Source organism: Streptococcus hepaticus (genome assembly GCF_043656315.1).
Lineage (GTDB): Bacteria > Bacillota > Bacilli > Lactobacillales > Streptococcaceae > Streptococcus > Streptococcus hepaticus.
The window spans coordinates 1-24129 of the sequence record NZ_JBINIY010000016.1 but is presented as its reverse complement, the minus strand read 5'-3'; the positions used below and the strand labels follow the sequence as shown (position 1 = coordinate 24129).

Sequence of the window (24129 nt, the reverse complement as noted above, 5' to 3'; positions counted from 1 at the left end):
ACATAAAAATAGTGATTATGTCAGTTGCTTAGTAGACAAAGATTGTACCGCAACTTTTTTCAGGCGTAATTGCAGGAGAAGACCACAAGTAGCAATTCCGGCAATCAGCCCAATCCAGTAGGCAATCGGTCCAAAACTCGTCGTATTTTCTAACAAGAAAGCCAGTGGCAAGGACACACTCCAGTAAGCTCCCACACCAATAATAAAAGGCATGGTCGTGTCTTTATAGCCCCGGAGAATACCTTGGAGCGGTGCTGCGAAGGCATCTGCCAGTTGGAAAAAGAGGGCAAAGGTTAAAAAGTTTGAAGTAATCTTAATAAATTCCATTTCATGTCCGTACAAACCTGCTACTTGACTACGGAAGAAATAGAGGAAGGTTAGGGTAAAACCAGCGAAACCGAAAGCCACCAAACGCCCGATTCGCGTATAGTCACGAACTGCCTGATGATCTTTCGCTCCAATTTCATAAGAAATAACAATGGGTAAGGCCATAGAAACAGAGACAGGAAATGCGTACATAAGAGTCGCAAAATTCATGGCAGCCTGATGAGCAGCGATGATTTGCGAAGAGAATTTCGCCATAAGTAGACCGACTACTGCAAAAATAGCCACTTCAGCAAAGATTTGTAGTCCAATTGGTACACCCAAACGCAAACCATCTGTCAACAACTTTTTATCCAAAGGCGACCATTGCCAGATTTTATACGAGCGAATGCGTTTGTCCAACTGCATAACCACCACTATCACTGCAAGCAAGAGCCAATAAGAAAGGGAAGTTCCAAGTCCCGCACCTGCTCCTCCAAGCCTCGGAAGACCAAATTTCCCAAAAATCAAGACATAGTTAAAGAAGGAATTAAAGGGCACCAAGAGCAACATGAGATACATGGACAGACGAGTTAGCCCCAAAGCATCGAAAAAGGAACGAAATACGCTAAATAGCAAGAGTGGAAAAATCCCTAAGCAGATAAAGGAAAGATACTGCTGCCCCACTGCTAAAACATGACTTTCCAGACCAAATAACCCCAGTGTGGGAATAGCACCAAAGTAAAGAACAAAGAAAAGCAAGGCTGCTAAACCACAAGCTAAGTAAAGAAATTGGTGCAGTTCCTGACGAATCCGCTCCTTCTCTCCCCGCCCTAATTGATGACCGATGATTGGGACCAATGCAGACACAATCCCCGTCAAGAGTGAGAAAAATGGATTCCACAAAGAAGAAGCCATGGACACACCCGCTAAATCCTGCGTACTAAATTGCCCCGTCATCATAGTATCGATAAAAGAAGCCGAATAATTGGCAAATTGATAAATGAGAATGGGAATAAAAATCTTGAAAAATAAGAGATACTTCTCTTTTAATGTCTTAGTTGGATGCATGGGCTCTCCTTTGAAAATGAATAAGGACCGGATAAACCAGTCCTTTAATTATATCTTATCTACAGCTAATTTGAAAGTCTAGATCGAGTCACCGTTCCAGATTGAATTTTTCACGACAACGTAGTCCACGTGTTTCAAGCTTTGCAAGTCGCATCCACCAGCATAAGAGATAGAAGATTGCAAGTCTTGCTCCATTTCTGTCAAGGTATCTTGCAAATGGCCTTTCGCTGGAAGAAGAATTTTTTTACCTTCCACGTTTTTGTGCTCACCTTTTTGGTATTCAGATGCAGAACCAAAATATTCCTTGAACTGTTCGCCATCTACTTCAACTGTTTTCCCGGGACTTTCGATATGGCCAGCAAAGAGGGAACCAATCATAACCATGCTTGCACCAAAGCGGATTGATTTAGCAATATCTCCGTGAGTACGGATACCACCATCTGCAATAATTGGTTTACGTGCAGCTTTGGCACACCAACGAAGAGCTGCCAACTGCCAACCGCCAGTACCAAAACCAGTTTTAACTTTTGTGATACACACTTTACCAGGTCCAATGCCGACTTTGGTTGCGTCCGCACCTGCATTTTCCAACTCACGAACAGCTTCAGGAGTTCCCACGTTACCGGCGATAACAAAAGTTTCTGGCAATTCCTTCTTGATGTGTTGGATCATCTTGATAACAGACTCCGCGTGACCATGAGCGATGTCAATCGTGATATAGTCAGGCGCATCATCCTTCAAGCTAGTTACAAAGTCATATTCATAAGCTTTGACGCCAACTGAGATAGAAGCAATCAGACCTTGGTCATGCATTTTTTTGATAAATGGCTTGCGCCCGGCTTCATCAAAACGGTGCATAATGTAGAAATAGCCCTGCTTAGCAAGCATTTCAGCGACATCCTCATCAATGATTGTCTGCATATTAGCAGGAACCACCGGCAATTTGAAGGTATGCTTGCCAAATTGAACAGAAGTATCTGCCTCAGATCGGCTATTGATAATGCATTTATTAGGAATCAACTGGATATCTTCGTAGTCAAAAACGGGCGTTTCGTTAAACATATTTTTCTCCTTAGTTTGGCACTTTTTCCGTACCTACTCTTAATATTATAGAGCATCGTTTGTTTTTTGTCAATATAAACAAACTTACAGAGTTTGTAATTCGTATTTTGTTATATGTTTGCGTAAACAAAAACAACTTCATTCGTTTTATAAGAAATGAAGCTATTCTTTTGATTGTTTTTTTAGATTATATTCGGAAATTATTTGAAATATTCGTATTTGAATTTTAAAATCCCAACATTTCCCGAACTTTTTGTATATCTGAAACCGGAACTGCTAGGAAAATACTATCGCCTAGATGAAGTTTACTATTCCCTTTAACCACTTGACTCTTTCCATGGCTGACCTGAGAGGTAATCAAGGTATTGTGTGGCAACTTCAAATCGCTGACAAATTTATCTGCAATTTTTTCAGATACAATGACTTCAATCAGAGTCATCTCGCTATTATCTTGCATTTTTTCAGGAAGAAGATTTTCCAGCATGGCTTCATAAACAGGAGCCCCACCCAATAAATCCATGATAATATATGCCGTCAAGCTGACCAAACCGATTACCATAAGCTGGCGCATATCTCCTACCATCTCTGTCACTAAAATAATGGCTGTCAGCGGAGCTTTTGAGATTGCTGCAAAGAAACCTGCCATCCCTAAAATGATAAAGATCGTCACTTCCGACTGGTTAATCATTCCCATATCAAAAGCAAAGCGTCCGCCCAGCATGCCCAAAATGGAGCCCAAAGCAAGAATTGGAAGGAAAATACCACCTGGAAGACCACTACCATAGGACATCATGCTCCAAACAAAGCGGACCAAAAGATAGACTACTAGAGTTGAGAACAGGGGCATGTGATGCGCTAGACTGAGTACCAACCCATTTCCTCCGCCTAATAACTCTGGTAGGTAATAGCCAATTGGCAAAATGAGGACAAAGGCAATTAGACTATGATAGGCAGGTTGTAAATGAAAGACTTTCCCTAACCAGCCATAGACCATATTCATATTTAGGATGACTTTTTCGTAGATAAAACCTGCTAGTCCTAGAAAGATTCCCAATAAAACATAGCCCCAATAATATTGTAATTCTAACATAGGAAGATGATCCGGCATGTTTAGAACAGGCGTCAAGCCAAAGATATTGAGTGAAATAAAATTAGCTGTGATACTAGCTGCTAAGGCTGAAATCCAGACCAAACGTGAAAATTGATGATAGACTTCTTCTACTACAAAGAGAAGTCCAGCAATGGGAGCATTGAAGGCTGCAGCCAGACCAGCAGCTGCCCCACTAGCAATCAGACTCCGTTTTTCCATTTGACTGGCCTTAAGCCAAGTTGCCACACCTTTTCCGGCAACCGCGCCAAGCTGAATACTCGGTCCCTCTCTCCCCAACATGAGACCAGAACCGATAGCTATGGTTCCTGCAATAAATTTTCTCCACAGAACAGACCACCAATTTTGGTTCATGAGACCTTTTAACTCAGCCTCTACATGCGGAATACCAGATCCTTTAATATCTCCATCTCCCTTAATGAGCCACCCCAAAAAGAAAACTAAGACCAGATAAACAAGGGCAATTCCTAACAAATAAATCGGATGGCTGTGCGCCGACTTATAGACATGCACGACAAATTCAAATAATTTTTCAATAGCCAGTCGAAAGGCAGCAACAACTCCACCAGCAACGACTCCGACTAAGACACCACGCAAGACGTATCCTAAAATCGCTTGATGCACAAAACGATATTCTTTGCGATGATTTTCCATTTTCTCTCCTTTCTCCTTTGATAAAAGGTAGAAAGAATCACTTCTCCTACCTTTATAGATTATTTACGGTACATTTTGAACTGCAAGTAAAGGTCATTATAGATACCTAGGTATTCACGACCGAGATTATCATAGACTTCTAAGTTTGCAATTGTTTCTTCTGTTGGATAGAAGGCTTTATCAGAGGTAATCTCCTCAGGTAATAAGGCTTTCGCTACTTTATTAGGTGTTGCATAGCCAATGTATTCCGCATTGCGAGCCGCAATTTCTGGACGAAGCATAAAGTTAATAAACTTGTACGCACCATCTGTATTTTTAGCGGTCTTTGGAATGACCATATTATCAAACCAAAGGTTAGATCCCTTAGATGGAACGACATAATGCAGATTTTCATTGCCGTCCAGCATTTCACTGGCTTCACCTGAGAAGGAAACCGCAATCGCTGCCGCATCCTGAATCATGTAGCCCTTGATTTCATCGGAAACAATCGCCTTGATGTTTGGTGTCAAGCTATAAAGCAGATTGGCCGCTTCTTCCAATTCAGCCATATTTTTGCTATTTAAACTATAGCCAAGCGTCTGCAATCCAATTCCCATTCCCTCACGGGCACCATCTACCAGCATGATACTGTCACGGTACTCAGGCTTGAACAAGTCTTCCCACTCTTTGGGAGGGTTCTTGACCATTTTTTCATTATAGACAATTCCTAAAGTTCCCCAGAAATATGGAATTGAATAATCATTTCCTGGATCAAAACTGAGTCCTAAAAACTGGCTATCAATATTTTCTAAACCTGAAATCTTGGACTTATCCAACTTGACCAGCATGTTTTCGTCCATCATCTTAGAAATCATGTACTCGGACGGAACTGCCAAGTCATAGGTTGTTCCGCCTTGCTTAATCTTGGTGTACATGGCTTCATTGGAATCAAAGGTCTGATAGTCTACTTGAATCCCAGTTTCCTTAGTAAATTCCTTCAGTAAATCTGGATCAATGTAATCGCCCCAGTTATAGATGACCAACTTATCTGTCGTTCCTGCACTAGATTTACTTTCCAAACTCATTGTCACGACAACAAGTGCAGCTACAATTGCAATAATACCTGCAAAAAATGAATACAATCTCTTCATTAAATTGCCTCCTCCTTCTCACGTGAAATGAAATAATATCCAATAACCAAGAGGATACTAAAGAGGAAGACTAGTGTTGACAAGGCGTTGATTTCTAATGAAATCCCCTGACGAGCACGTGAGTAAATCTCAACGGAAAGATTTGAATAACCATTTCCTGTGACAAAGAAAGTTACGGCGAAGTCATCCAGCGAGTAGGTGAATGCCATAAAATAACCTGCAATAATAGCTGGTGTCAAATAAGGCAACATAATTTCCCGCAACATTTGCGACTGAGAAGCTCCCAAATCATAGGCTGCTGAAATCATATCTGCATTCATTTCCTTGAGGCGTGGCAAGACCATCAGCACCACAATCGGAATAGAGAAGGCAATATGACTGAGTAGGACTGTCACAAAACCAAGTTGAAATTTGACAAAACTAAAGAGCAAGAGGAAACTTGCACCAATCATGACATCCGGTGCTACCATGAGGATATTGTTGACTGACAAAAGACGATTTTGCCAGCGATCTTTAGCTTGGTGGATATAAATGGCACCAAAGGTTCCGATAACTGTAGCAATCAATGATGATAAGAAAGCCAACAGAAAGGTCTGCGCCAAGATGAGCATGAGTCGGCTATCCCCAAACATATTTTGGAAATATTCTAAGGTAAAACCTGTGAAACGGTTCATATCTCCGCCTGCATTGAAAGCATAAAACATGAGATAGAAAATTGGGAAGTAAAGGATGACAAAGGCTACGGCCAAATAAATCTTAGAAAACTTTTTCATTATTTTTTACGCTCCTTTGTTAACCACATGATAGCCAGCATGGCTACAATCAGTACCACACCAATAGTTGAACCCATTCCTAGATTTTCTGTGGTGAGGAAATGCTGTTCGATAGCTGTCCCGAGAGTAATAACCCGATTTCCACCAATCAGTCGCGTCAACATGAAAAGACTTAGACTCGGAATGAAAACGGCTTGAATACCTGAACGGACACCATTCATTGAAAGCGGAAAAATAACTTTTGTAAACGTCTGCCAGTTATTGGCCCCCAAATCTCGGCTAGCATTGATAAGATTGCCATCCAAATCATCTAAGACATTGAAAATCGGCAAAATCATAAAGGGAATCTCGATATAGCTGGCAACAGCGATGAAAGAGAAATCCGTAAAGAGAATTTGCTGAGCTCCAAGTCCGAAAAATCCCAGAAATTGATTGATGGTCCCATGTTGCCCAAAAATCCCGATAAAGGCATAGGCTTTCAGCAAGAGATTGACCCAAGTTGGCAGAATAATCAGCATGAGCCAGAGCTGCTTATGCTTGAGCTGCGTCAGGAAAAACGCGGTCGGATAGGCAATCAAGAGAGTGACCAGTGTAATAATCCCTGCGTAGAGAATCGAGTTGAGACTCATTCTCAAATAAGTCATATTGGGTGATGTAAAGTAGGTCACATAGTTGTTCAGAGTCAAATGACCGCTGATATCAAAAAAAGACTTATAAATGATGAGGACAACTGGTGCAAAAACAAAGAGGAAGACCCATATTGCGTATGGTAGTGCAAAGAGTCTAGAGGTTTTCTTCATTGCGTTCCTCTCTTTCCTCTTCAATGGCATTGATCAAGCCATCCTCAACTTCTTCTACCTCTACGTATTCTTCGATACGGGCATCAAATTCTTCTTCTGTTTCATTGAGACGCATGATATGGATATCTTCTGGCTCAAATTGAAGACCGATAACTTCTCCCTCAATGGCCTTACGTGTAGAATGAATCATCCATTCATTTTCAAGGTCATCGTAGGCGATAATTTCATAATGAACACCGCGGAAGAGCTGGGTATCTACCTTAACTTGTAGTTTTCCTTCGTCTGGAAGGGTAATCCGTAGATCCTCTGGGCGAATGACCACTTCAACGTCTTCATTTGGACGCATACCACCGTCCACCGCCTCAAAGCGTTTGCCGTTAAACTCAACCAAATAGTCTTCAATCATACGACCAGGCAGAATGTTTGACTCCCCAATAAAAGTTGCAACAAAGTGGTTAATGGGTTCATCATAAATGTCAACTGGTGTACCAGATTGAACGATTTCACCATCATTCATGACAAAAATCCAGTCTGACATAGCCAGCGCTTCTTCCTGATCATGGGTAACAAAGACAAAGGTAATCCCCAAGCGTTGTTGCAATTCACGGAGTTCATACTGCATTTCTGTCCGCAATTTCAAATCAAGGGCTGACAAAGGCTCATCGAGAAGAACCACACGAGGTTCATTGATAATGGCGCGTGCAATAGCCACACGTTGACGCTGACCTCCAGATAATTTCTGGATAGAACGCTTTTCAAATCCTTCTAAGCGCACCATTTTAAGAGCATCTTGCACACGACGATTGATTTCTTTTTTATCGATTTTTTGTAATTTTAGTGGAAAAGCCACATTTTCAAAGACAGTCATGTGTGGAAACAAGGCGTAGGACTGAAAAACGGTATGCACATCACGTTTATTGGTTGGAACATCGTTAATGCGCTGTCCATCAAGGTAAATATCACCACTTGTCGCATCCAAGAGTCCTGCGATAATGTTCAAAATCGTTGATTTCCCAGATCCCGACGCACCTAGAAGAGTATAGAATTTCCCTTCTTCTAGCTCGAAGTTGATATTTTTCAAAACTGTTGTTCCACTGTCTTCAAAGACTTTTGAAACACCCTTAAATTCGATAATTGGCTTTTTCAATTCTCATAAAATCCTTTTGATGTATATTACAGATCGAGGCTCTGTTAGGCCTTTTTGACCTCTCGGGCGAAATAGTCGCCCTGTATACTGCCTGCTACGATAGGCTCCACCTCCCTTACTTGAAATTATAAGCTATTTACTTGTCCCCTAGAATGCGAACTTCACGTTCCAGGCGAATGCCTGATTTTTCTTCAACCGTTGCAATAACATGCGCAATCAAGTCTTCATAATCTTGTGCGCTTCCGTCAGCAACATTAACCATAAATCCTGCATGTTTTTGGGAAACTTCCACACCACCGATACGGTAGCCTTTCAAGTCAGCTTCCATAATCAATTGACCTGCAAAGTGCCCCAAGGGACGCTTGAAAACAGAGCCACATGATGGGTATTCCAAAGGTTGCTTCAGCTCACGCAAATGAGTCAAGCGATTCATTTCTTGTTCAATAACAGTATAGTTTCCTGGCTTCAAAGCAAATTTTGCAGATAAGACAATTGCACCATTTTCCTGAAGCAAGGAAGTACGATAACCAAATCGTAATTCACGCGCATCCAGCGTTAAAACATGTCCTGAAGGTGACAAAACTTGGGCAGATACCAAGATATGAGCGACCTCACCACCGTAGGCACCAGCATTCATAAAGACAGCACCACCAACACTACCTGGAATACCACAAGCAAACTCAAAACCTGTCAAGGAATGATGAAGGGCAACTCGTGTCGTCTCAATCAGATTGGCACCCGCTTCAGCTTCAATCGTATAGCCAGAAACAGTGACCGAATTAAGCTTATCCATACGAATGACAAAGCCACGAATACCGCCATCACGAACGATAATATTACTCGAATTCCCCAAAACCATCCATGGAATGTCCTCACGGTTGGCAAACTCAACAATTCTCACAATTTCATAGCGGTTACGAGGAAAAGCCAGATAGTCCACCGGACCTCCGACTTTCGTGTAGGTATAGCCCTTCAAAGGCTCATCAAAACGGATATCAATTCCATTTAATTCATTAGCAATTTTTTCTCTCATAATGTCTCGATTCAAAAATAGTATACTCTTGTTATTATACCATAATTTAACAGAATATTTCTTGTAAAATACAAAAAGACCAGGAGTTCACCTAGCCTTACTTTTTTATCCCTCCACCACAATTCCACGGGTATCTACTAAAAGTTGGCAGATTTGTCCGTCAAAATTCTCAGCGGAGATGTGGGCAATAATTTGGTTTATGTTAATACTCTTTTTAATTTAAAGAATATACTGTACTATCTACACCAAAAATCGATTCCCAATCAGCAGTAAAATCTTTCACAGCCTTTTCAATTGATGGCATCGCAAAACCTTGCTCAACAATATCTGTACCAAAAGTAACTGCTTCTGCCCCCGTTGCAATTGCTGCATTTACTTGCGAAATATTCTTAAAACTTGCAGCTAATATTTTGGTGCTACTTCCAGTTCGGTCAATTTCATGCTGTATGTCTCTAATTGCTTCAGTAGCATTGATGTTCAAATTTTCCATACGATTAAAATATGGAGCGATGTAATCAGAACCTGCTTCAATAGCAAGATAAGCCTGAAATTTGGTATAAATCGCAGTTGCTGTCACATGGACATTTCGTTTTTTTAACTCCTGAATGACTTTGAGACCCTCAGTTGTAACAGGCACTTTTATATATACCTCAGTATCAATTTGTTCTAAAATCGTCTCTGCATCTTTTATCATCCCTTGAAAATCTTGTGCCACTACTTGCACGTGGAGGCTTTTATCTGAGCCAATGATTTCTCGGATTTGTTTCATATGCTGAAAAAAATCGATTTTTCCTTCTTTTTTTACAATAGACGGATTTGAAGTTACTCCCGATATGGGAATAATTTCCGAATATGTTTTTATTGCTTCAATATTTGCTGTATCTAGTAAAAATTCCATTTTATTATCCTCAAAACTGTTATTCTAATCCGTCAACATTCGTTGCAATACCATAATCTTGAAAAATTCTTTTGATTGCTTCTACCTCTTGCTGTATCAATGTTGGAACATCTTGCATTTTATAGTTCCAACCCAAGTATTCATATTTCTTACTTCCATATTGATGAAATGGTAGAAGATGAACTTCTTCTATTCCTAATGGATATAAATAGTTGGCAATGGCCGTAATATTCTCCTTGCTAGAGGTATATCCTGGAATCAATGGTATGCGTGGAATCAAGTCAATATGCTCTTGATTTAGTAAAAATTCAAAATTTTCTTTTGAAAGGCCAACATCAATTCCTAGGGTATTTTTAGCAACCTGCGCATTCATTATCTTCAAATCAAATAAAATTTGATGTAGATAGGGAGTGAGTAATTTTATTCTATCCAGTGGAAAGCAACCTGTCGTTTCAATTGCAGTATGAATACCTAATTCATACAATTCTTTCAGCAAGTGGCTTGCAAAGGTTGCCTGCATCAGTACCTCACCACCTGATAGAGTAACTCCCCCACCAGATGTTCTATAAAATATTTCATCGCGCATCACCACATCAACCAATTCGGAAACAGATTTCCATTCCCCAATTTGCTCTTTTTTTCCATTTTTGATCCAAAAAGTTGGTTTAACAGTTAAACGTGACTCTGGATTGGCACACCAAGGGCATGCTAACGGACAACCTTTCAAGAAAATTATCGTTCGTATTCCCCCACCATCGTGTACAGAATAGCGTTGGATATTAAATACCAATCCTTTGTCATTCATCATAACGTATCTCGTTTCTATAGTGAGTGTTCTACCCGTGCTATAATATCATCTTGTATTTGCTTGTTCAAATCTACAAAGAAAGCACTGTATCCAGCAACACGAACCAATAAGCCCGAGTATTTTTCTGGATGTTTTTGTGCTTCTAGCAACGTTGCTTTTGATTGCACATTAAACTGCACATGTTGTATTTTTAATTTTGTAAATGCCATTAGAAAATCAGCAAATTTATTCAGCCCTTGAACACCAGCTAATGTATTTGGTTGGAATTTCACATTCAATAAACTACCATTTACAGTCAGATAATTATCTAATTTACTAACCGATTTCAGGACTGCAGTAGGTCCTAGATGATCTCTACCAACCATCGGTGACAAGCCACCATCCGCTAATTGCTCTTTGGCTTTCCGACCGTCCGGAGTTGCTCCAACTGCCTCACCAAGTGGAATATGGGCTGAAACAGTATAGGCTCCTGGAATAAACTGACCTCCACGAACATTGGTATACTTTTCTAATTCTTTGGCATAATGTCGGAATAATTTCACAGCAATTTCATCAACTTCATCATTATCATTTCCATATTTTTCAAAATCTTGAATGACATGTTTTTGCAAGGCAGCAAATTCACCTTCATAATCTGCTTCCAAAGCGCTCACCAGTTCTGCAAATGTCATTTCTTTATTTTCAAAAATCATCTTTTTGATAACATACATAGAGTCACTGAGATTGGCTTCACCAATTCCTTGTACTCCTGAGAAATTGTATCTTGCCCCACCCTCGGTCACATCTCTGCCATTCTTTACACAATCTTGAATTAATACAGATAAAAATGGGGTAGGCGCATAGTGGCGGTGTCCTAAATCAACAATATTAGAACCTTCTACAACTAACTTTACGTAGTAGTCAATTTTATCGTGAATATCATTCCACAAGTCTTCGTAAGACACATCTTCTTTATCCCGAAGGTTGTACATGCTTAACTCCATAATTCGCAAGAGGTTAAATAAGGAAATATCATGGAGTCCATAGGTTCTACCCGGAATGGATGTCTCTACACAACCAACTGTTGCATAATCTCTTGCATCATCCAAACTAACACCCTTACTTAAAAAAGCTGGTACACATACTTCATCGTTAAATAACTGAGGAATCCCTGTCCCCAATCGAATTGTTTCACACGTTTTTAATAAAAATTTTCTTGGAATCAACTCATTCATCCGAACGGACAAGTTAGGTTGAGGCAATAAAATTTCATGATAAATCTCTAACATGATGTAGGACAGTGGGTTGACAGAAGCATGTCCATATTCATCTAAACCACCTAATGCTACAGTATAACCTGTTGGAAAACCTGCAAAACATTTTGCACTACTTTGACTTCTCAACAGCACTACATCATTGGTTTTAATATAAAAATCTCCTAAAACTTCATAGAGAAATTCTTCCGCCTGTCCGCCTTCCAATGACAACTGATAAAACGGATACAAATACTGGTCCATTCTCCCCAAGGATAGCGATGAGGCATTAGATTCGTACTGGCCAACAATACTGGTCATCCAAAGTAATTGTAAAGCTTCGTAGAAATCTGCTGGTTTCTCAGTTGTCAAGCGGTGACACATATCAGAAATCTTCATTAACTCTGCAGCCCGAACCTGTTCCGTATCAGCTGCCATTTTCGATGCTAAATTTGCATAGCGAACAAAATGTCGCTGCATAGCTTGGAAAATAATGAACCCTGCCTTATAAAAAGCATTAGCGGGATTTTCAGCTATTTTTTCAGATAAGTCATCAAGATAGTACTGCAATCCATTATTCAATATGGAAGGAAAATCCATGATGATATGTCCCTGGCCTTTATCTGTTTGATTGAGCTTGAATACTTCATCTTTCATAGCTTGCTTTACTTCATCGGTTAGCTCACTATTAATAAAATCCTTCATTGAACGATTTTCCCAATATGGATAAAGTTCTTCTTTGTAAATTTTTTTATCAGCTTCAGTAAAAACAAATTGATCTTGTGGGCGTGTAGCAATCGTATCAATCTCTTTCATTATCCAATAAGGATCCATCTCTGGAGATAAAATCCCTGAACGAGGACGTACAGTACGATTTCCAACTAGTAATTCTCCCTCACGAATGCTAATATTTACATTATCTAAGATATGAGCAGTAGCTTTTGCCCGTCTGATAATGACAGGTTCTCCTTCAGTTTCCTTATAACTTTCAGTATAAAGAAGAGCACGTTCTAGAGATATCTGCCGTTCTTCCTTAAATAGATTGTTCTTCATGTTTTGAATTCTAGGATTTCCATTTAGAACAACATTGGCAATATTTTTATTTGAATCAATTTTTCCAATTGTCATCTCTTTTTCCTTTCTAGAGATGGTATCCAACATTATGTATGTTATAGGATTTCTAAGTCAAAATCAATACCATCCAGTTGAATGTCTTCTGTACTAACTTCTTCGTTTGCTGTCTTTTTCAACAAAATAACTACAGTAGCTGTCACAACTGTTCCAATAAGGCTTGCAATAATATAAACTAATGGCTTAGAAGCTACTGGTGCAACAATCCAGCCACCCCAAGGTGCAGGATTCCCAGCTCCCATAACAATAGCCAATGCTGCACCGATTGAGCTACCAATAATATTAGCAGGAATACAGCGAATAGGATCGGCAGCAGCAAATGGAATTGCTCCTTCTGTAATACCAACCAAGCCCATTACAATAGCTGCTTTACCTGAAGTTTGTTCTTCTGATGTAAATTTTTTAGGGGCTAAAAATGTTGCTAAGCCCATACCGAGTGGTGGAATACAGATTGCAACACCAATTGCTGCCATAATGGCCAATGCTGTCGCACTTGGCATACCTGTATCAGGATTAATTGTTCCCACCATAGCTGATCCAAAACCAAAAGCCACCTTGTTAATAGGTCCCCCCATATCTGAAGCAATCATAGCTCCCAATACCAGTCCAAGTAAGATCATATTTCCTGTTCCAAGTGATTCTAGCCAACTTGTCATACTTGTCATAGCAAGAGCAATAGGTTTACCAATTACCCAAAACATCAGTCCACCGACAACTAAGGTTCCTACAAGAGGAATCACAAAAATCGGCATCAAGGAACGGAATATAGTAGGAACTTTAATTTTTTTCAAATAATAGACGACGATACCTGCAAGAAGTCCTGAGAAAATACCACCTAAGAAACCTGCGCCAATATTACTAGCAATCATCCCTCCAATAATCCCTGGTGCAAGCCCTGCACGATCTGCCATAGAAAATGCAATAAATCCTGATAAAATAGGAACCATTAAGCCTAGACCAGCGATACCAATCTGGGCAATATCAGCTAAATATCCTGAATTGGGTACTGCTGCCTTACCTGTCACCAGTACACTCAGAGCCAGAAGAACACCACCAGCCACAACAAATGGAATCATATAAGAAACACCTGTCATCAAACTCTTACGAGTATCTTTTAGTAGGTTCATCATTTTCAGTTCCTCCTTTATTTTCCTAATTTTTCTTGTAATTTTTTACAAACTGCATCTGCTTTTTTTATGCAGTCCCCTGCACTTAATCTCACAACTGGTTTCCCTTTAAACCGACCTTCATTTTTAATACCGATATCATTTGTAAGAATAACAGCATCTGCGGAGGCAATTTGATCTGAAGTTAATTCATTTTCAATACCAATTGAACCTTGTGTTTCAACATGAATCTCAATTCCTAATTTCTTTGCTGCAACTTCCAAACTTTCAGCAGCAAGATAGGTATGGGCTACCCCTGAAGGGCATGCTGTTACGGCGACTAGTTTCATAATATTTCTCCTTTTCTAATTATGAAATGATATTTTGTAAGCTATCGTTAATGAGAGAGACAATCTGCTGATCATCTACTGAAGTTTTTAATAACTCTCTAAAATCTTCATGAATTAATTTCCGAGATAAAGCAGCAATAATTTTTAAGTGTTCATCTCCTGCACAAGAATCTGGAACTGCTAACAGGAAAATCATACTAACAGGTTCGTCATCCAAGCTTTCCCAATCCAGGGAGTGATCCACTCTACCAAAAGCCACCGAGCATTGCTTCACTGCATTTGTTTTTCCATGAGGAATTGCAATTCCAAACCCAATACCTGTAGATGTTAAACTTTCTCGCTCTAAAACACTTTGATAATAAGTATCAAAATCTTTTATTCTTCCTTCAAGATAAATTTTTTCTGCGAGTTGGCAAATTATACTTTCTTTAGTTTCTCCTTCCAGATGAAGGTCAACCATTTTATTTGTTGTTATAGAATACATTATCTCTCTCCTTTTACTTCACATTTGTAACTCCATTATACGAAAAGATTTTGTACTGCTCTATATTTTTTGAATATCGATCTTCCGAAAAGAAAGCGATTTCATTATTCTTATGCGATTTCTCTAACCATTTACCCAGCGCACGATAACTGTTAATTGCACAATTGTGCAAAAAAAGAACAAAATAACCAGATTAGTTACTTTGCTCCATTTGTATATTATCTAATTTTAGAATTCCCATTAAAGTATCCTGATCAGTAATCAAGGTATTTATATAGGACCTCTTTATCAATGCCCGAATTGCTCTTACTTTGGCATTTCCTCTTGCTATTGCTACCGTTTTAGGAATAGTAGATAATTGATCCAAAGACAATCCGATTGTTCGATTATCTAACCCCCCTTTTAGTATCTTACCATCTTGGTTGAAAAATCGACAACAGCAATCTCCGACCGCCTCTCCTAATTTTAATTCCTTATAATCATTTTGGTCTATTAGATCGCGCCACTGACTTTTTTTGTAACTTAAGGCTCCTCCAACTCCCAAGATAACCATATCCAAATGCTTCCAATTCTCTTTCAACTCTTGAAAATATTTAGAATTAAAAATTCCCTTTGCCAGTTCTTCACTCTCTTGAACAACTGTGGCATTTACAAAAATACTCTTCCCGTGAAATTTCTTTGCCATATCATAAACTAAAGTATTAATATGGTATCTAGAATTACTTCTACTCGGACCTCCAACTATGGGAACAAAAGTAGAGTTTTCAAGATATTTTGGTTCGATATAGCTGATAGACTTGCCTATACTAGCCCCCCATGCCAATCCAATAGTATCACCATCCTGAATATTTTTACGTATCCACTGGGCAGCTACTTTTGATAACTGCTCCTCTTTTTCTGTTTCAGAATCTTCAGGGTGAGATTGAACAATCTCAATATGATCTAAGCCATATCTTTCTTGAAATAGTGTTTCAAGTTTTAAAATTTCCGGATTAAAATCTTGAATTTTAATCTGAACAATCCCATCCTTTTTAGCTTGAGTAAGCATTCTGCTAATGGTCGTTCGATAGATTCCTAAATGCTTAGATATCTGATCTTGGCTCCAGCCTTCAATATAGTAAAGGTAAGCAACCTTGGCAAGTTCTTGTCTTTTTACTCTGTTCATTTTATGAACATTCCTTATCCCTCCACCACAATTCCACGGGTATCTACTAGAAGTTGGCAGATTTTTCCGTCAAAATTCTCAGAGGAGATGTGGGCAATGATTTGGTCTACTTTTTCCAGTGGAGCCAAGACCATAACTGTCGGGCCCGCACCTGATAGATAGGTAGCGTAGGCACCATTTTGACGACCAATGGTTTTAATCGTGTGGAATTCCTTGACTAATTTTTGTCGGAACTGTTCATGGAACATGTCTGACTCGATCGCCTTGCCTGCCGTCACCATATCCCCTTTCAACAAAGCCGCTACTGCAACATTGGCGATGGCACTTGCTGCAATAGCTTTTTTATAGGAAAGTTGATTTGGCAAAACGTTGCGACTATCACTGGTGCGAAGTTGGTAATCTGGAATAAAAGCGACAAAGGCTGTCTCAGGAAAATCTACCACAACTGCATTGATTTTCTTGTCAACACAGGAAGCGACGACCATATTTCCAAAAATAGCTGGTGCAACATTATCAGGATGCCCTTCTATCTTAGTCGCAATTTCCAACTTTTCTTGATTGGTTAGATGAAGTTGCCCCAGTTGATTGGCCAATTCAATCCCTGCTACAATAACAGAACTCGATGATCCTAAACCACGCGCCAAGGGAATATCGCTCATCATTTTCACTCGATGAGGCTGCAAATCTGCCTTAACTGCCAAAGCTGTCTTAATGAGCAGATTATACTTATCGGTCGGCACATATTCCAAATCATGCTCCACAAACCAGTCTTCACGTTCTTCCAAAATTTCAATTGTTAGATACTTGGAAAGGGCCACGCCGATTGAGTCAAACCCCGGTCCGATATTGGCAGATGTTGCCGGTACAGTAATTTTCATACTATTCTCCCAACACTTTGAAGATATTTCCCACTTGGAAATCTACTACTACATTCAATTTTTCCGTAACATTTTCCAGTTGAGTCTTGCTCATCTCATGGGTCACTATGACAAGACGAGCCTGTTTGCCGTCAGATGCTTGTTGCAAGATTTGCTTGAAAGAAATAGCTTCGCTATTGAAAATTTCAGCCAAACGAAGCATTTTCCCGTTTTCATCTGGTGTAATGATAGAGAAATAATACTCGCTCTTGACGTCTTCCTTGTCTGCCAAGACAAGTGGACGACTAAATTCATTAAAGGCTTTCCCCACATTGTCCTCTTTCAGACGACGCACAATACGAATCAGGTCAGCCATTACACTGGTAGCTGTTGGTTTTTGTCCTGCACCCGGTCCGTAAAACATAGACTGACCAATACCAATTGACTCAACAAAGACAGCATTCATCACACCATTGACACTTGCAAGCGGATGATTTTTGGGTAAGAAGGTTGGAGAAACTTCCGCAGAGACACCTGATGCTGTTTCTTGTACATCCCCCACCAGCTTGATGACATAGCCCAACTCTTGAGCAACTGCAACGTCTTCTGGAGTAATAGTTGAAATCCCTTTATGAGCGACATGGTCAAAATCAATGGTCATACCAAAAGCGAACTGACTCAAAATCACAGCCTTATAAGCCGCATCAATTCCCTCAACGTCATTTGTCGGGTCAGACTCAGCATATCCCAATTCTTGTGCTGTTTTCAGAGCTTCATCATAGGTCCAGCCTTCATCTACCATTTTAGTCATCATAAAGTTCGATGTTCCATTCAAGACACCAAGAACGCGCGTAATCTTGTCAGAAGCAAATGAATTTGCCAAGGTACGTAAAATTGGAATTCCACCAGCTACTGCAGCTTCATAATAAAGGGCAACGCCATTATTTTTAGCAATCATTCGCAGTTCTGAACCGTGTACAGCAAGCAAGTCTTTATTAGCAGTTACGACATGTTTTCCAGCTTCCAAAGCACGGGTAATAAACGTTTTGGCTGGCTCAATGCGCCCCATGAGTTCCACTACAATTTGAACCGTTTCATCTGATAAAATCTCATCCACATTGGTCACAAAATTGTAATCATGCCCTGCTGCTTGAAGCCGCTCTTTTTCAGCATCATCACGGATCAAGACTTTAGAGATAACGATCTCATCTTGTGCTGCTTGCTTGACTTTTTCTGTATTTTCTTTCAAAAGGAAGGGGATACCACTAGCCACCGTTCCAAAACCCAATAAGGCGATATTAACAACCATATAAATTCCTCTTCGATTTCTATATTTTGAACATTATACCAAATTTTCTGATAATTTACTACTGATTTTTTTGTTATAATAAAAGGAAAAAGACAAGGAGAAGCCAATGGCTACTAGACAAAATCGCTCTGCTCAACGAAAAGAAATCAAACGAAAACAACGCCGAAACGCTATTGCAATGCTGACGACTCTTCTCATCCTCGTTTTGGCAATTTTTCTTGTCATCAAGACAGACGCTATTTCCAAGCTATTTCCCTCTCAAGAGGTAAGCTCAAGCAAGCTAAGTTCTACTGCTACATCATCTGGCTCAAAAGCTGAAGCAGTGAACAATTCAACGCAAGCTAGTTCGACCACTTCTACTGAAAAACTCACATGGGTCAAACAAGAAACGCCTGTCAAAGTACCTATTCTTATGTATCATGCCATCCACATCATGGCTGCAGGTGAGGAAGCCAATGCCAATTTGATTGTAGATCCTACAACATTTGAAAGCCACCTGCAAGCCTTGCAAAATGCAGGCTATTATACACTTTCTCCCGAGGAAGCCTACAAGGTATTGACGGAAAACGTCTTACCTGAAGGAAAAAAAGTGATTTGGCTAACGTTTGATGATAGCCTTTGGGATTTTTATGACATTGCTTATCCACTTTTGAAAAAATACAATATGAAGGCAACCAATAATGTTATTACGGGTACTGTTGGAAATCAAGGAAATTTGACGCTTGATCAAATGAAGGAAATGAAAGCCAACAATATTTCTTTGCAGGGTCACACCGTTACTCATCCCGACTTAGAATATTCAAGCCTTGAAAACCAGACAGCTGAACTCCAAGATTCTAAGCAATACTTGGATAGTCAACTAGGTCAAGATACCATCGCAGTCGCTTATCCTGCCGGTCGCTACTCTTCCGATACTCTGACTATTGCAGAAAATAGCCACTACAAGCTCGGTGTTACAACCAATGAAGGACTTGCCTCTGCTGCTGACGGACTGCTTAGCCTCAACCGCGTCCGTATGCTTCCAGTTACAACGGCTGACATATTACTGCAAACTATCGCAGTGGAATAAAAAACAAAAACCGGCCCTAGAGCTGGTTTTGTTTTCTCCTTTCCGCCAATTCTCGCATTTTTTTATAGGTTTTCCCATTGCGAATGGTCAACTGGCGATAGTAGGTTTGCTTGATGAGCTCTTTAGGATAAGCTGTTTTGAGATAATTTGCTTCATCCACTTTACCCCAGAAAATGGCCTGTTTTCCTATATGGAGTTTTTCATTAAAAAGTGCATTTTCTCGAAGGAATCCGCTACTTCTTCCATAGACAATCCTTGCGTTAAAAAGAGAACATCCCGTCTCGCTAAATTCTCTTCCACCAGTCAGGTAGGACTTCCTCTAAAAACTGCTTAGTCGAAAGCAAGGAAATTGGCAAGGGAAAATCATAATTTTTTTCAAATAAATCTGTCAGTAGTTGCACAATATTTGCTTGGCTTTCCTGCGAGGAAAAAAGTAAATTTCCACTATTGATGTAGGACTCTACATTTGTAAAACCAAGTTCAGCCAATTCTTCCTTCAAAACAGCCATGGTCACCTTATGTTTTCCTCCCACATTGATCCCTCGAAGGTATAAGATATAATCCACTTTCAATCTCCTTACTTCAAGTGTCAAACATCCCTTCCCGTAAATAACCTGGGAATGTTTCAAGTTCTGCTCCCGTTTCCACTTCAATCACTGAAACAAATTCACGGTAGTCGTGCTCTTCTTCCCAATTACAAAATAAAGCTTATCACCTTGTTGATGAGAAAAACTAGCTTCCGTCACAAATTTGCGATATCCTGGCCAAAGGATTTCAAACAAATCTTCATGCAAAGCTTGTCTGGTTAGCATAATCGGGCTACCCGTCAATCTCAAATTATAGCAATCTTTTACAGAAGATAAAGGCAGTTCCACCATAATTTGGGCTTAAGATTTTTCAAAATCAAACTGGTAAATCTTAAGCTTGGAAAGCAAGAAATTCACCGCTAGTAAATAGCAAATGCCATCAATCATTTTAGGAGCACCAAAATACTGTCCTTTTTCCTTCTCCAAAGCAAGCAACTTGCGCCCACTAGGATAATGGACAAATATCAAGTTGTGTTCAGGTAAGGGCTGTCTGTCCTAATTGAAAAGCCTCTTTTGCTTCATAAAAATCGGCATTGCAATTATCCGCTGCCCAATACCAGTTTTCTGAACCTTGTAGGGCTTCCCGATAACGCCCATCGGTATCAATATGCTTCATCCTCATTCTTCTTTTAGAGCGTCAAACTTGGCCTTCATAGTTGGATTTTTACGGGTTAATTTTTTGACAGATACATCGTCCAGTTTGTTGTTGGCAAGGCGCAATTGATTTTCCGATGTGGTCAGGAACTTCTTGACCTCTTCCATACGCTTGATGGCTTTATCAATTTCATCAATGGCTTTACCAAAGTTGGTTGATGCAGAATTATAATTCTTAGCGAACGCTAATTTAAAAGCATTGAGTTCATCTTCAAAGTTGGTAATATCAATATTTTGTTCTCTGATCAGAGCCAGCTCCTGCTTGTAAGACAAGCTATTGAGCGCAGCATTTCGCAAAATCCCAATCAACTGAATGAAAAATTGAGGACGGATGACATACATCTTCTCGTATTCATGGCCGACGTCCACAATGCCTGTATTGAAATAGTCGCTATCCGCTTCTAGCATGGATACCAAAACCGCGTATTCACAGCCTTTTTCACGACGGTCCTTGTCCAACTCCTTGTAAAAGTCAGCATTTTTATGCTTTGTCTTGGTCGTATCAGCTTCATTTTTCATTTCAAACATAATGGAAATGAATTCTACGCCGTTTTCATCTGCCTCACGGAAGATGAAATCTCCCTTGGAACCGGAACCAGAAATGGTATTGTCTTTACCAAAACTGGCGCGTGGAAAGGCGTAGGCACGAACCTTATTGAACTCCGTTTCAGCATAGATTTCTAGACTTTCTCCAATGGCCTTAGTGGACTGTTGCGCCTTGAAGTTCTTGTAAAATTCGACCTGCTCATTTGCCGCCTTGAGCTGTACTTGGTAGTCGCTTTCCAAAGCCGTTAAGGCTAACTGACTCTCCTTTTCTTGCAGTATCAGCTGACTTTTGACAGCATCCCGTTCTTTTTCCAGATTTGTCAGTTCCTTCTGCAACTGATTTTGGTGCTCCAATTGCAATTTTTCAACTTGTGCAATGAGCGCCTGAACTTGCTGGTCTTTTTCAGCTAATTTGCTAGCCAATTCTTGCTCTGTTTCTTTAACGACTAACTCTTTTTCAGTCGAAAAATTGTCAATTTTTGCTTGCAAGGCGTGAATTTCAGCATCTTTCTTACTCAGACTTTCTTGTTGCTGATTTTTAGCTTTTTCTTCTACCAAAGCCACTTCACGCGCCAAGCGGTCATGAATTTCCTGCTCAAATTCAGCAGTACGCACCTGACTTAAGAGCTCACTATATTCTGTTTCATTGACTTGAAAAGCCGTCCCACAATGAGGGCATTTAATTTGGTTCATCTTCTTCCTCTTTCATAGCAATTTTCCTTATTATATCACATTCTCTGTAAGCCTTTCCTAATTTGTGCTATAATGTTCCTAGTGACTTTTAGGAGGAAAACATGATAAAACTATTAGCACTAGATATGGATGGTACTCTATTGGATGACCAAAAGAAACTATCCCCCAAAAATATTGAGGCGATTCATGCCGCAGTCGCTGCGGGTGTCAAGTTAGTTCTTTGTACAGGCCGCATTTTACCTGGCGTTAAACCTTATTTTGACCAACTGCAACTAGACGCTGAAAATGAATACGTCATTGTCAACAATGGTTGCTCGACCCATGAAACAAAAGACTGGAAACTGATTGATTGGGCTGAATTGTCAAAAGAAGACATCGAATTTCTAGCCCCATTTGCCAGAGAAAGCCAGACTCAATTAACGCTTTTTGATGAAGAAAATTACTATGTAGTTGATGAAGTCGCCAATGAATTCGTCAAAGCTGACACAGAGGTTGTCTTTTTAGACCCAGTCACCTTACCACTAGAAACTGCCCTTCATTTCGCTGGTCATCTCTTCCAAGGGATGTTTGTCGGAAGTCAAGCAGCCTGCGATGATTTCCAAGAACGCTATCAAAATGAGCTCTGCCTTCGTTTCAACGGTGTTCGTTCACAACCAACGATTTATGAAGTGCTACCGCAAAATGTTAGCAAAGCCTCTGCTCTCAAAAAACTAGCACAACAACTCAACATAGATCCAGCAGATATTATGGCCATTGGTGATGCCAACAATGATATCGAAATGCTGGAATTTGCTGGTGTGAGTGTTGCCATGGGAAATGCTGGTGACCATATTAAAGAAATAGCCGACCATATCACTGCTAGCAATAATGAAAATGGTGTCGCACAAGCTATTTATCACTACGTTTTAGAAAGTTAACCATAAGGAGAAAATACATGAAATACCCTACACTTTTGGACCGTTTCTTGGTCTATGTCAAAGAAAATACACGCTCTGACGAAAATTCAACAACAACTCCAAGTACACAAAATCAAGTGGAATTTGCTAAAAATATCCTCTTGCCTGAAATGGAACGCATCGGTTTGCAAGATGTTCACTACTTGCCAAATGGCTTCTGTATCGGGACACTTCCTGCCAACGACCCAAACTTGACACGCAAGATTGGCTTCATTTCCCACATGGATACAGCCGATTTCAACGCGGAAGGGGTCTCTCCACAAATCATTGAAAATTATGATGGAAATGCCATTACACTTGGCACATCTGGCTTTACCCTTGATCCTAAAGATTTCCCGCAACTGAAAAATTACCTTGGACAAACCTTGGTCACAACTGACGGAACAACTCTTCTTGGTTCTGACGACAAGTCTGGTATCGCTGAAATCATGACAGCAATCGAATACTTGGTAGCTCATCCAGAAATCAAGCACTGCGAAATTCGTGTCGGCTTTGGACCTGATGAAGAAATTGGTGTTGGAGCTGATCAGTTTGACGTAGAAGATTTCAATGTTGACTTTGCTTATACTGTTGACGGTGGCCCTCTTGGCGAACTCCAGTACGAAACCTTCAGTGCTGCTGCTGCAAAAATTGATTTCATCGGTCGCAATGTTCATCCTGGTTCTGCCAAAGACCAGATGATTAATGCCTTCCAAATGGCCATTGATTTCCACAATGCCTTGCCTGAAGAGGACCGTCCTGAAAAAACAGACGGCTACCAAGGATTTTTCCACCTGATGGACATGGCAGGCAGTGTCGATCAAGCATCTACCAGCTATATTATCCGTGATTTTGAAGAAGAAGACTTCAAGGCTCGTAAGCAAGTTATGTTGGATATTGCTGACAAGATGAACGCAAACTTTGACACCGACCGCGTTATTGTTCATCTCCATGACCAGTATTACAATATGAAAAAAGTCATTGAAAAAGACATGACACCAATCAATATTGCCAAAGAAGTTATGGAAAATCTGGATATCAAACCAATCATCGAACCAATTCGTGGTGGAACTGATGGTTCTAAAATTTCCTTCATGGGTATTCCAACTCCAAACCTCTTTGCAGGTGGCGAAAACATGCACGGCCGCTTCGAATTCGTTTCAGTTGAGACCATGGAAAAAGCTGTTGATGTCATTCTTGGTATTGTTTCTTATGAAAAATAGT

At 40.0% G+C, this 24129-nt stretch carries 23 protein-coding genes and 1 pseudogene; 3 read left to right on the top strand and 21 right to left on the bottom strand.

The annotated features are described in order from the left end of the window. Positions 1-15: 15 nt before the first annotated feature. The 17 genes from ACHUFA_RS09630 to ACHUFA_RS09550 form a co-directional block, all read right to left on the bottom strand. Positions 16-1374 carry an MATE family efflux transporter gene (locus tag ACHUFA_RS09630; RefSeq protein WP_394405769.1) on the bottom strand — a complete coding sequence of 453 codons (1359 nt, stop codon included), beginning with the start codon at positions 1372-1374 and terminating at the stop codon, positions 16-18. Positions 1375-1452: 78 nt separating this feature from the next. Continuing rightward, positions 1453-2436 (bottom strand): GMP reductase, encoded by a 984-nt coding sequence (gene guaC / locus ACHUFA_RS09625; RefSeq protein WP_222348823.1) that lies wholly within the window; start codon positions 2434-2436, stop codon positions 1453-1455. A 226-nt stretch (positions 2437-2662) separates the two neighbouring features. Then, on the bottom strand, positions 2663-4198 hold the full coding sequence (locus ACHUFA_RS09620) for a ClC family H(+)/Cl(-) exchange transporter (protein WP_394405767.1): 1536 nt from the start codon (positions 4196-4198) through the stop codon (positions 2663-2665). A gap of 59 nt (positions 4199-4257) precedes the next feature. Continuing rightward, complete coding sequence (locus ACHUFA_RS09615) at positions 4258-5328, bottom strand: ABC transporter substrate-binding protein (protein WP_222348827.1); 1071 nt, start codon at positions 5326-5328, stop codon at positions 4258-4260. After that, a complete protein-coding gene (locus ACHUFA_RS09610; protein ID WP_222348829.1) occupies positions 5328-6101 on the bottom strand; it encodes an ABC transporter permease in 774 nt (257 codons plus the stop codon). The genes ACHUFA_RS09615 and ACHUFA_RS09610 overlap by 1 nt, the downstream gene beginning before the upstream one ends. Continuing rightward, positions 6101-6901, bottom strand: coding sequence for an ABC transporter permease (locus tag ACHUFA_RS09605; RefSeq protein WP_394405764.1), 801 nt, complete (start codon positions 6899-6901; stop codon positions 6101-6103). The genes ACHUFA_RS09610 and ACHUFA_RS09605 overlap by 1 nt, the downstream gene beginning before the upstream one ends. Beyond that, the gene (locus tag ACHUFA_RS09600; protein WP_394405762.1) at positions 6885-8048 is read right to left on the bottom strand and encodes an ABC transporter ATP-binding protein; all 1164 of its coding nucleotides are present in this window, start codon (positions 8046-8048) and stop codon (positions 6885-6887) included. Before ACHUFA_RS09600 ends, ACHUFA_RS09605 begins: the two co-directional genes overlap by 17 nt. A 136-nt stretch (positions 8049-8184) precedes the next feature. Further along, positions 8185-9081 carry a UDP-N-acetylmuramate dehydrogenase gene (gene murB / locus ACHUFA_RS09595; RefSeq protein ID WP_222348847.1) on the bottom strand — a complete coding sequence of 299 codons (897 nt, stop codon included), beginning with the start codon at positions 9079-9081 and terminating at the stop codon, positions 8185-8187. A 214-nt stretch (positions 9082-9295) separates the two neighbouring features. Beyond that, the gene (locus ACHUFA_RS09590; RefSeq protein ID WP_222348849.1) at positions 9296-9979 is read right to left on the bottom strand and encodes a fructose-6-phosphate aldolase; all 684 of its coding nucleotides are present in this window, start codon (positions 9977-9979) and stop codon (positions 9296-9298) included. Between the two features lie 19 nt (positions 9980-9998). Beyond that, a complete protein-coding gene (locus tag ACHUFA_RS09585) occupies positions 9999-10787 on the bottom strand; it encodes a glycyl-radical enzyme activating protein (protein WP_394405759.1) in 789 nt (262 codons plus the stop codon). A gap of 14 nt (positions 10788-10801) precedes the next feature. Further along, positions 10802-13147, bottom strand: coding sequence for a formate C-acetyltransferase (locus tag ACHUFA_RS09580; protein WP_394405756.1), 2346 nt, complete (start codon positions 13145-13147; stop codon positions 10802-10804). Between the two features lie 41 nt (positions 13148-13188). Next, positions 13189-14280, bottom strand: coding sequence for a PTS fructose transporter subunit EIIC (locus tag ACHUFA_RS09575; protein WP_222348851.1), 1092 nt, complete (start codon positions 14278-14280; stop codon positions 13189-13191). Positions 14281-14294: 14 nt separating this feature from the next. Continuing rightward, positions 14295-14606 carry a PTS fructose-like transporter subunit IIB gene (locus tag ACHUFA_RS09570; protein ID WP_222348853.1) on the bottom strand — a complete coding sequence of 104 codons (312 nt, stop codon included), beginning with the start codon at positions 14604-14606 and terminating at the stop codon, positions 14295-14297. A gap of 19 nt (positions 14607-14625) precedes the next feature. Continuing rightward, on the bottom strand, positions 14626-15090 hold the full coding sequence (locus ACHUFA_RS09565; protein WP_222348855.1) for a PTS sugar transporter subunit IIA: 465 nt from the start codon (positions 15088-15090) through the stop codon (positions 14626-14628). 193 nt (positions 15091-15283) lie between these two features. Beyond that, positions 15284-16255 carry a sugar-binding transcriptional regulator gene (locus tag ACHUFA_RS09560; protein ID WP_394405753.1) on the bottom strand — a complete coding sequence of 324 codons (972 nt, stop codon included), beginning with the start codon at positions 16253-16255 and terminating at the stop codon, positions 15284-15286. Between the two features lie 14 nt (positions 16256-16269). Further along, positions 16270-17133 carry a homoserine kinase gene (thrB, locus tag ACHUFA_RS09555; RefSeq protein ID WP_222348859.1) on the bottom strand — a complete coding sequence of 288 codons (864 nt, stop codon included), beginning with the start codon at positions 17131-17133 and terminating at the stop codon, positions 16270-16272. A gap of 1 nt (position 17134) precedes the next feature. After that, positions 17135-18421: a homoserine dehydrogenase gene (locus tag ACHUFA_RS09550; protein ID WP_222348860.1), complete on the bottom strand. Its 1287-nt coding sequence runs from the start codon at positions 18419-18421 to the stop codon at positions 17135-17137. 106 nt (positions 18422-18527) lie between these two features. On the opposite strand from ACHUFA_RS09550, the gene ACHUFA_RS09545 reads away from it, so the two are divergent. After that, positions 18528-19490: a polysaccharide deacetylase family protein gene (locus ACHUFA_RS09545; protein ID WP_222348862.1), complete on the top strand. Its 963-nt coding sequence runs from the start codon at positions 18528-18530 to the stop codon at positions 19488-19490. Between the two features lie 16 nt (positions 19491-19506). Here ACHUFA_RS09545 and ACHUFA_RS09540 read toward each other — a convergent pair. From ACHUFA_RS09540 to ACHUFA_RS09525, 4 genes and pseudogenes are all read right to left on the bottom strand, one after another. Further along, a pseudogene (locus ACHUFA_RS09540) lies at positions 19507-20056 on the bottom strand (DUF1697 domain-containing protein). Positions 20057-20377: 321 nt separating this feature from the next. Then, positions 20378-20503 carry a hypothetical protein gene (locus ACHUFA_RS09535; protein WP_394405750.1) on the bottom strand — a complete coding sequence of 42 codons (126 nt, stop codon included), beginning with the start codon at positions 20501-20503 and terminating at the stop codon, positions 20378-20380. Positions 20504-20552: 49 nt separating this feature from the next. Next, positions 20553-20699: a hypothetical protein gene (locus ACHUFA_RS09530; protein WP_394405748.1), complete on the bottom strand. Its 147-nt coding sequence runs from the start codon at positions 20697-20699 to the stop codon at positions 20553-20555. Beyond that, positions 20696-21970: a DUF2130 domain-containing protein gene (locus ACHUFA_RS09525; protein WP_394405746.1), complete on the bottom strand. Its 1275-nt coding sequence runs from the start codon at positions 21968-21970 to the stop codon at positions 20696-20698. The genes ACHUFA_RS09530 and ACHUFA_RS09525 overlap by 4 nt, the downstream gene beginning before the upstream one ends. Positions 21971-22071: 101 nt before the next feature. On the opposite strand from ACHUFA_RS09525, the gene ACHUFA_RS09520 reads away from it, so the two are divergent. Beyond that, positions 22072-22887 carry a Cof-type HAD-IIB family hydrolase gene (locus tag ACHUFA_RS09520; protein WP_222348872.1) on the top strand — a complete coding sequence of 272 codons (816 nt, stop codon included), beginning with the start codon at positions 22072-22074 and terminating at the stop codon, positions 22885-22887. Between the two features lie 17 nt (positions 22888-22904). After that, the gene (gene pepT / locus ACHUFA_RS09515; RefSeq protein WP_394405744.1) at positions 22905-24128 is read left to right on the top strand and encodes a peptidase T; all 1224 of its coding nucleotides are present in this window, start codon (positions 22905-22907) and stop codon (positions 24126-24128) included. The last annotated feature ends 1 nt before the right edge of the window (position 24129 follow it).

What these genes read in the sequence shown, in the direction of transcription:
- ACHUFA_RS09585 (WP_394405759.1), bottom strand. Translation starts at nt 10,787, where the DNA reads ATGATGAATGACAAAGGATTGGTATTTAATATCCAACGCTATTCTGTA.
- pepT (WP_394405744.1), top strand. Translation starts at nt 22,905, where the DNA reads ATGAAATACCCTACACTTTTGGACCGTTTCTTGGTCTATGTCAAAGAA.
- murB (WP_222348847.1), bottom strand. Translation starts at nt 9,081, where the DNA reads ATGAGAGAAAAAATTGCTAATGAATTAAATGGAATTGATATCCGTTTT.
- ACHUFA_RS09565 (WP_222348855.1), bottom strand. Translation starts at nt 15,090, where the DNA reads ATGTATTCTATAACAACAAATAAAATGGTTGACCTTCATCTGGAAGGA.
- ACHUFA_RS09530 (WP_394405748.1), bottom strand. Translation starts at nt 20,699, where the DNA reads ATGAGGATGAAGCATATTGATACCGATGGGCGTTATCGGGAAGCCCTA.
- ACHUFA_RS09620 (WP_394405767.1), bottom strand. Translation starts at nt 4,198, where the DNA reads ATGGAAAATCATCGCAAAGAATATCGTTTTGTGCATCAAGCGATTTTA.
- ACHUFA_RS09605 (WP_394405764.1), bottom strand. Translation starts at nt 6,901, where the DNA reads ATGAAGAAAACCTCTAGACTCTTTGCACTACCATACGCAATATGGGTC.
- ACHUFA_RS09520 (WP_222348872.1), top strand. Translation starts at nt 22,072, where the DNA reads ATGATAAAACTATTAGCACTAGATATGGATGGTACTCTATTGGATGAC.
- thrB (WP_222348859.1), bottom strand. Translation starts at nt 17,133, where the DNA reads ATGAAAATTACTGTACCGGCAACATCTGCCAATATCGGACCGGGGTTT.
- ACHUFA_RS09570 (WP_222348853.1), bottom strand. Translation starts at nt 14,606, where the DNA reads ATGAAACTAGTCGCCGTAACAGCATGCCCTTCAGGGGTAGCCCATACC.
- ACHUFA_RS09550 (WP_222348860.1), bottom strand. Translation starts at nt 18,421, where the DNA reads ATGGTTGTTAATATCGCCTTATTGGGTTTTGGAACGGTGGCTAGTGGT.
- ACHUFA_RS09545 (WP_222348862.1), top strand. Translation starts at nt 18,528, where the DNA reads ATGGCTACTAGACAAAATCGCTCTGCTCAACGAAAAGAAATCAAACGA.
- ACHUFA_RS09610 (WP_222348829.1), bottom strand. Translation starts at nt 6,101, where the DNA reads ATGAAAAAGTTTTCTAAGATTTATTTGGCCGTAGCCTTTGTCATCCTT.
- ACHUFA_RS09590 (WP_222348849.1), bottom strand. Translation starts at nt 9,979, where the DNA reads ATGGAATTTTTACTAGATACAGCAAATATTGAAGCAATAAAAACATAT.
- ACHUFA_RS09615 (WP_222348827.1), bottom strand. Translation starts at nt 5,328, where the DNA reads ATGAAGAGATTGTATTCATTTTTTGCAGGTATTATTGCAATTGTAGCT.
- ACHUFA_RS09560 (WP_394405753.1), bottom strand. Translation starts at nt 16,255, where the DNA reads ATGAACAGAGTAAAAAGACAAGAACTTGCCAAGGTTGCTTACCTTTAC.
- guaC (WP_222348823.1), bottom strand. Translation starts at nt 2,436, where the DNA reads ATGTTTAACGAAACGCCCGTTTTTGACTACGAAGATATCCAGTTGATT.
- ACHUFA_RS09630 (WP_394405769.1), bottom strand. Translation starts at nt 1,374, where the DNA reads ATGCATCCAACTAAGACATTAAAAGAGAAGTATCTCTTATTTTTCAAG.
- ACHUFA_RS09580 (WP_394405756.1), bottom strand. Translation starts at nt 13,147, where the DNA reads ATGACAATTGGAAAAATTGATTCAAATAAAAATATTGCCAATGTTGTT.
- ACHUFA_RS09575 (WP_222348851.1), bottom strand. Translation starts at nt 14,280, where the DNA reads ATGATGAACCTACTAAAAGATACTCGTAAGAGTTTGATGACAGGTGTT.
- ACHUFA_RS09525 (WP_394405746.1), bottom strand. Translation starts at nt 21,970, where the DNA reads ATGAACCAAATTAAATGCCCTCATTGTGGGACGGCTTTTCAAGTCAAT.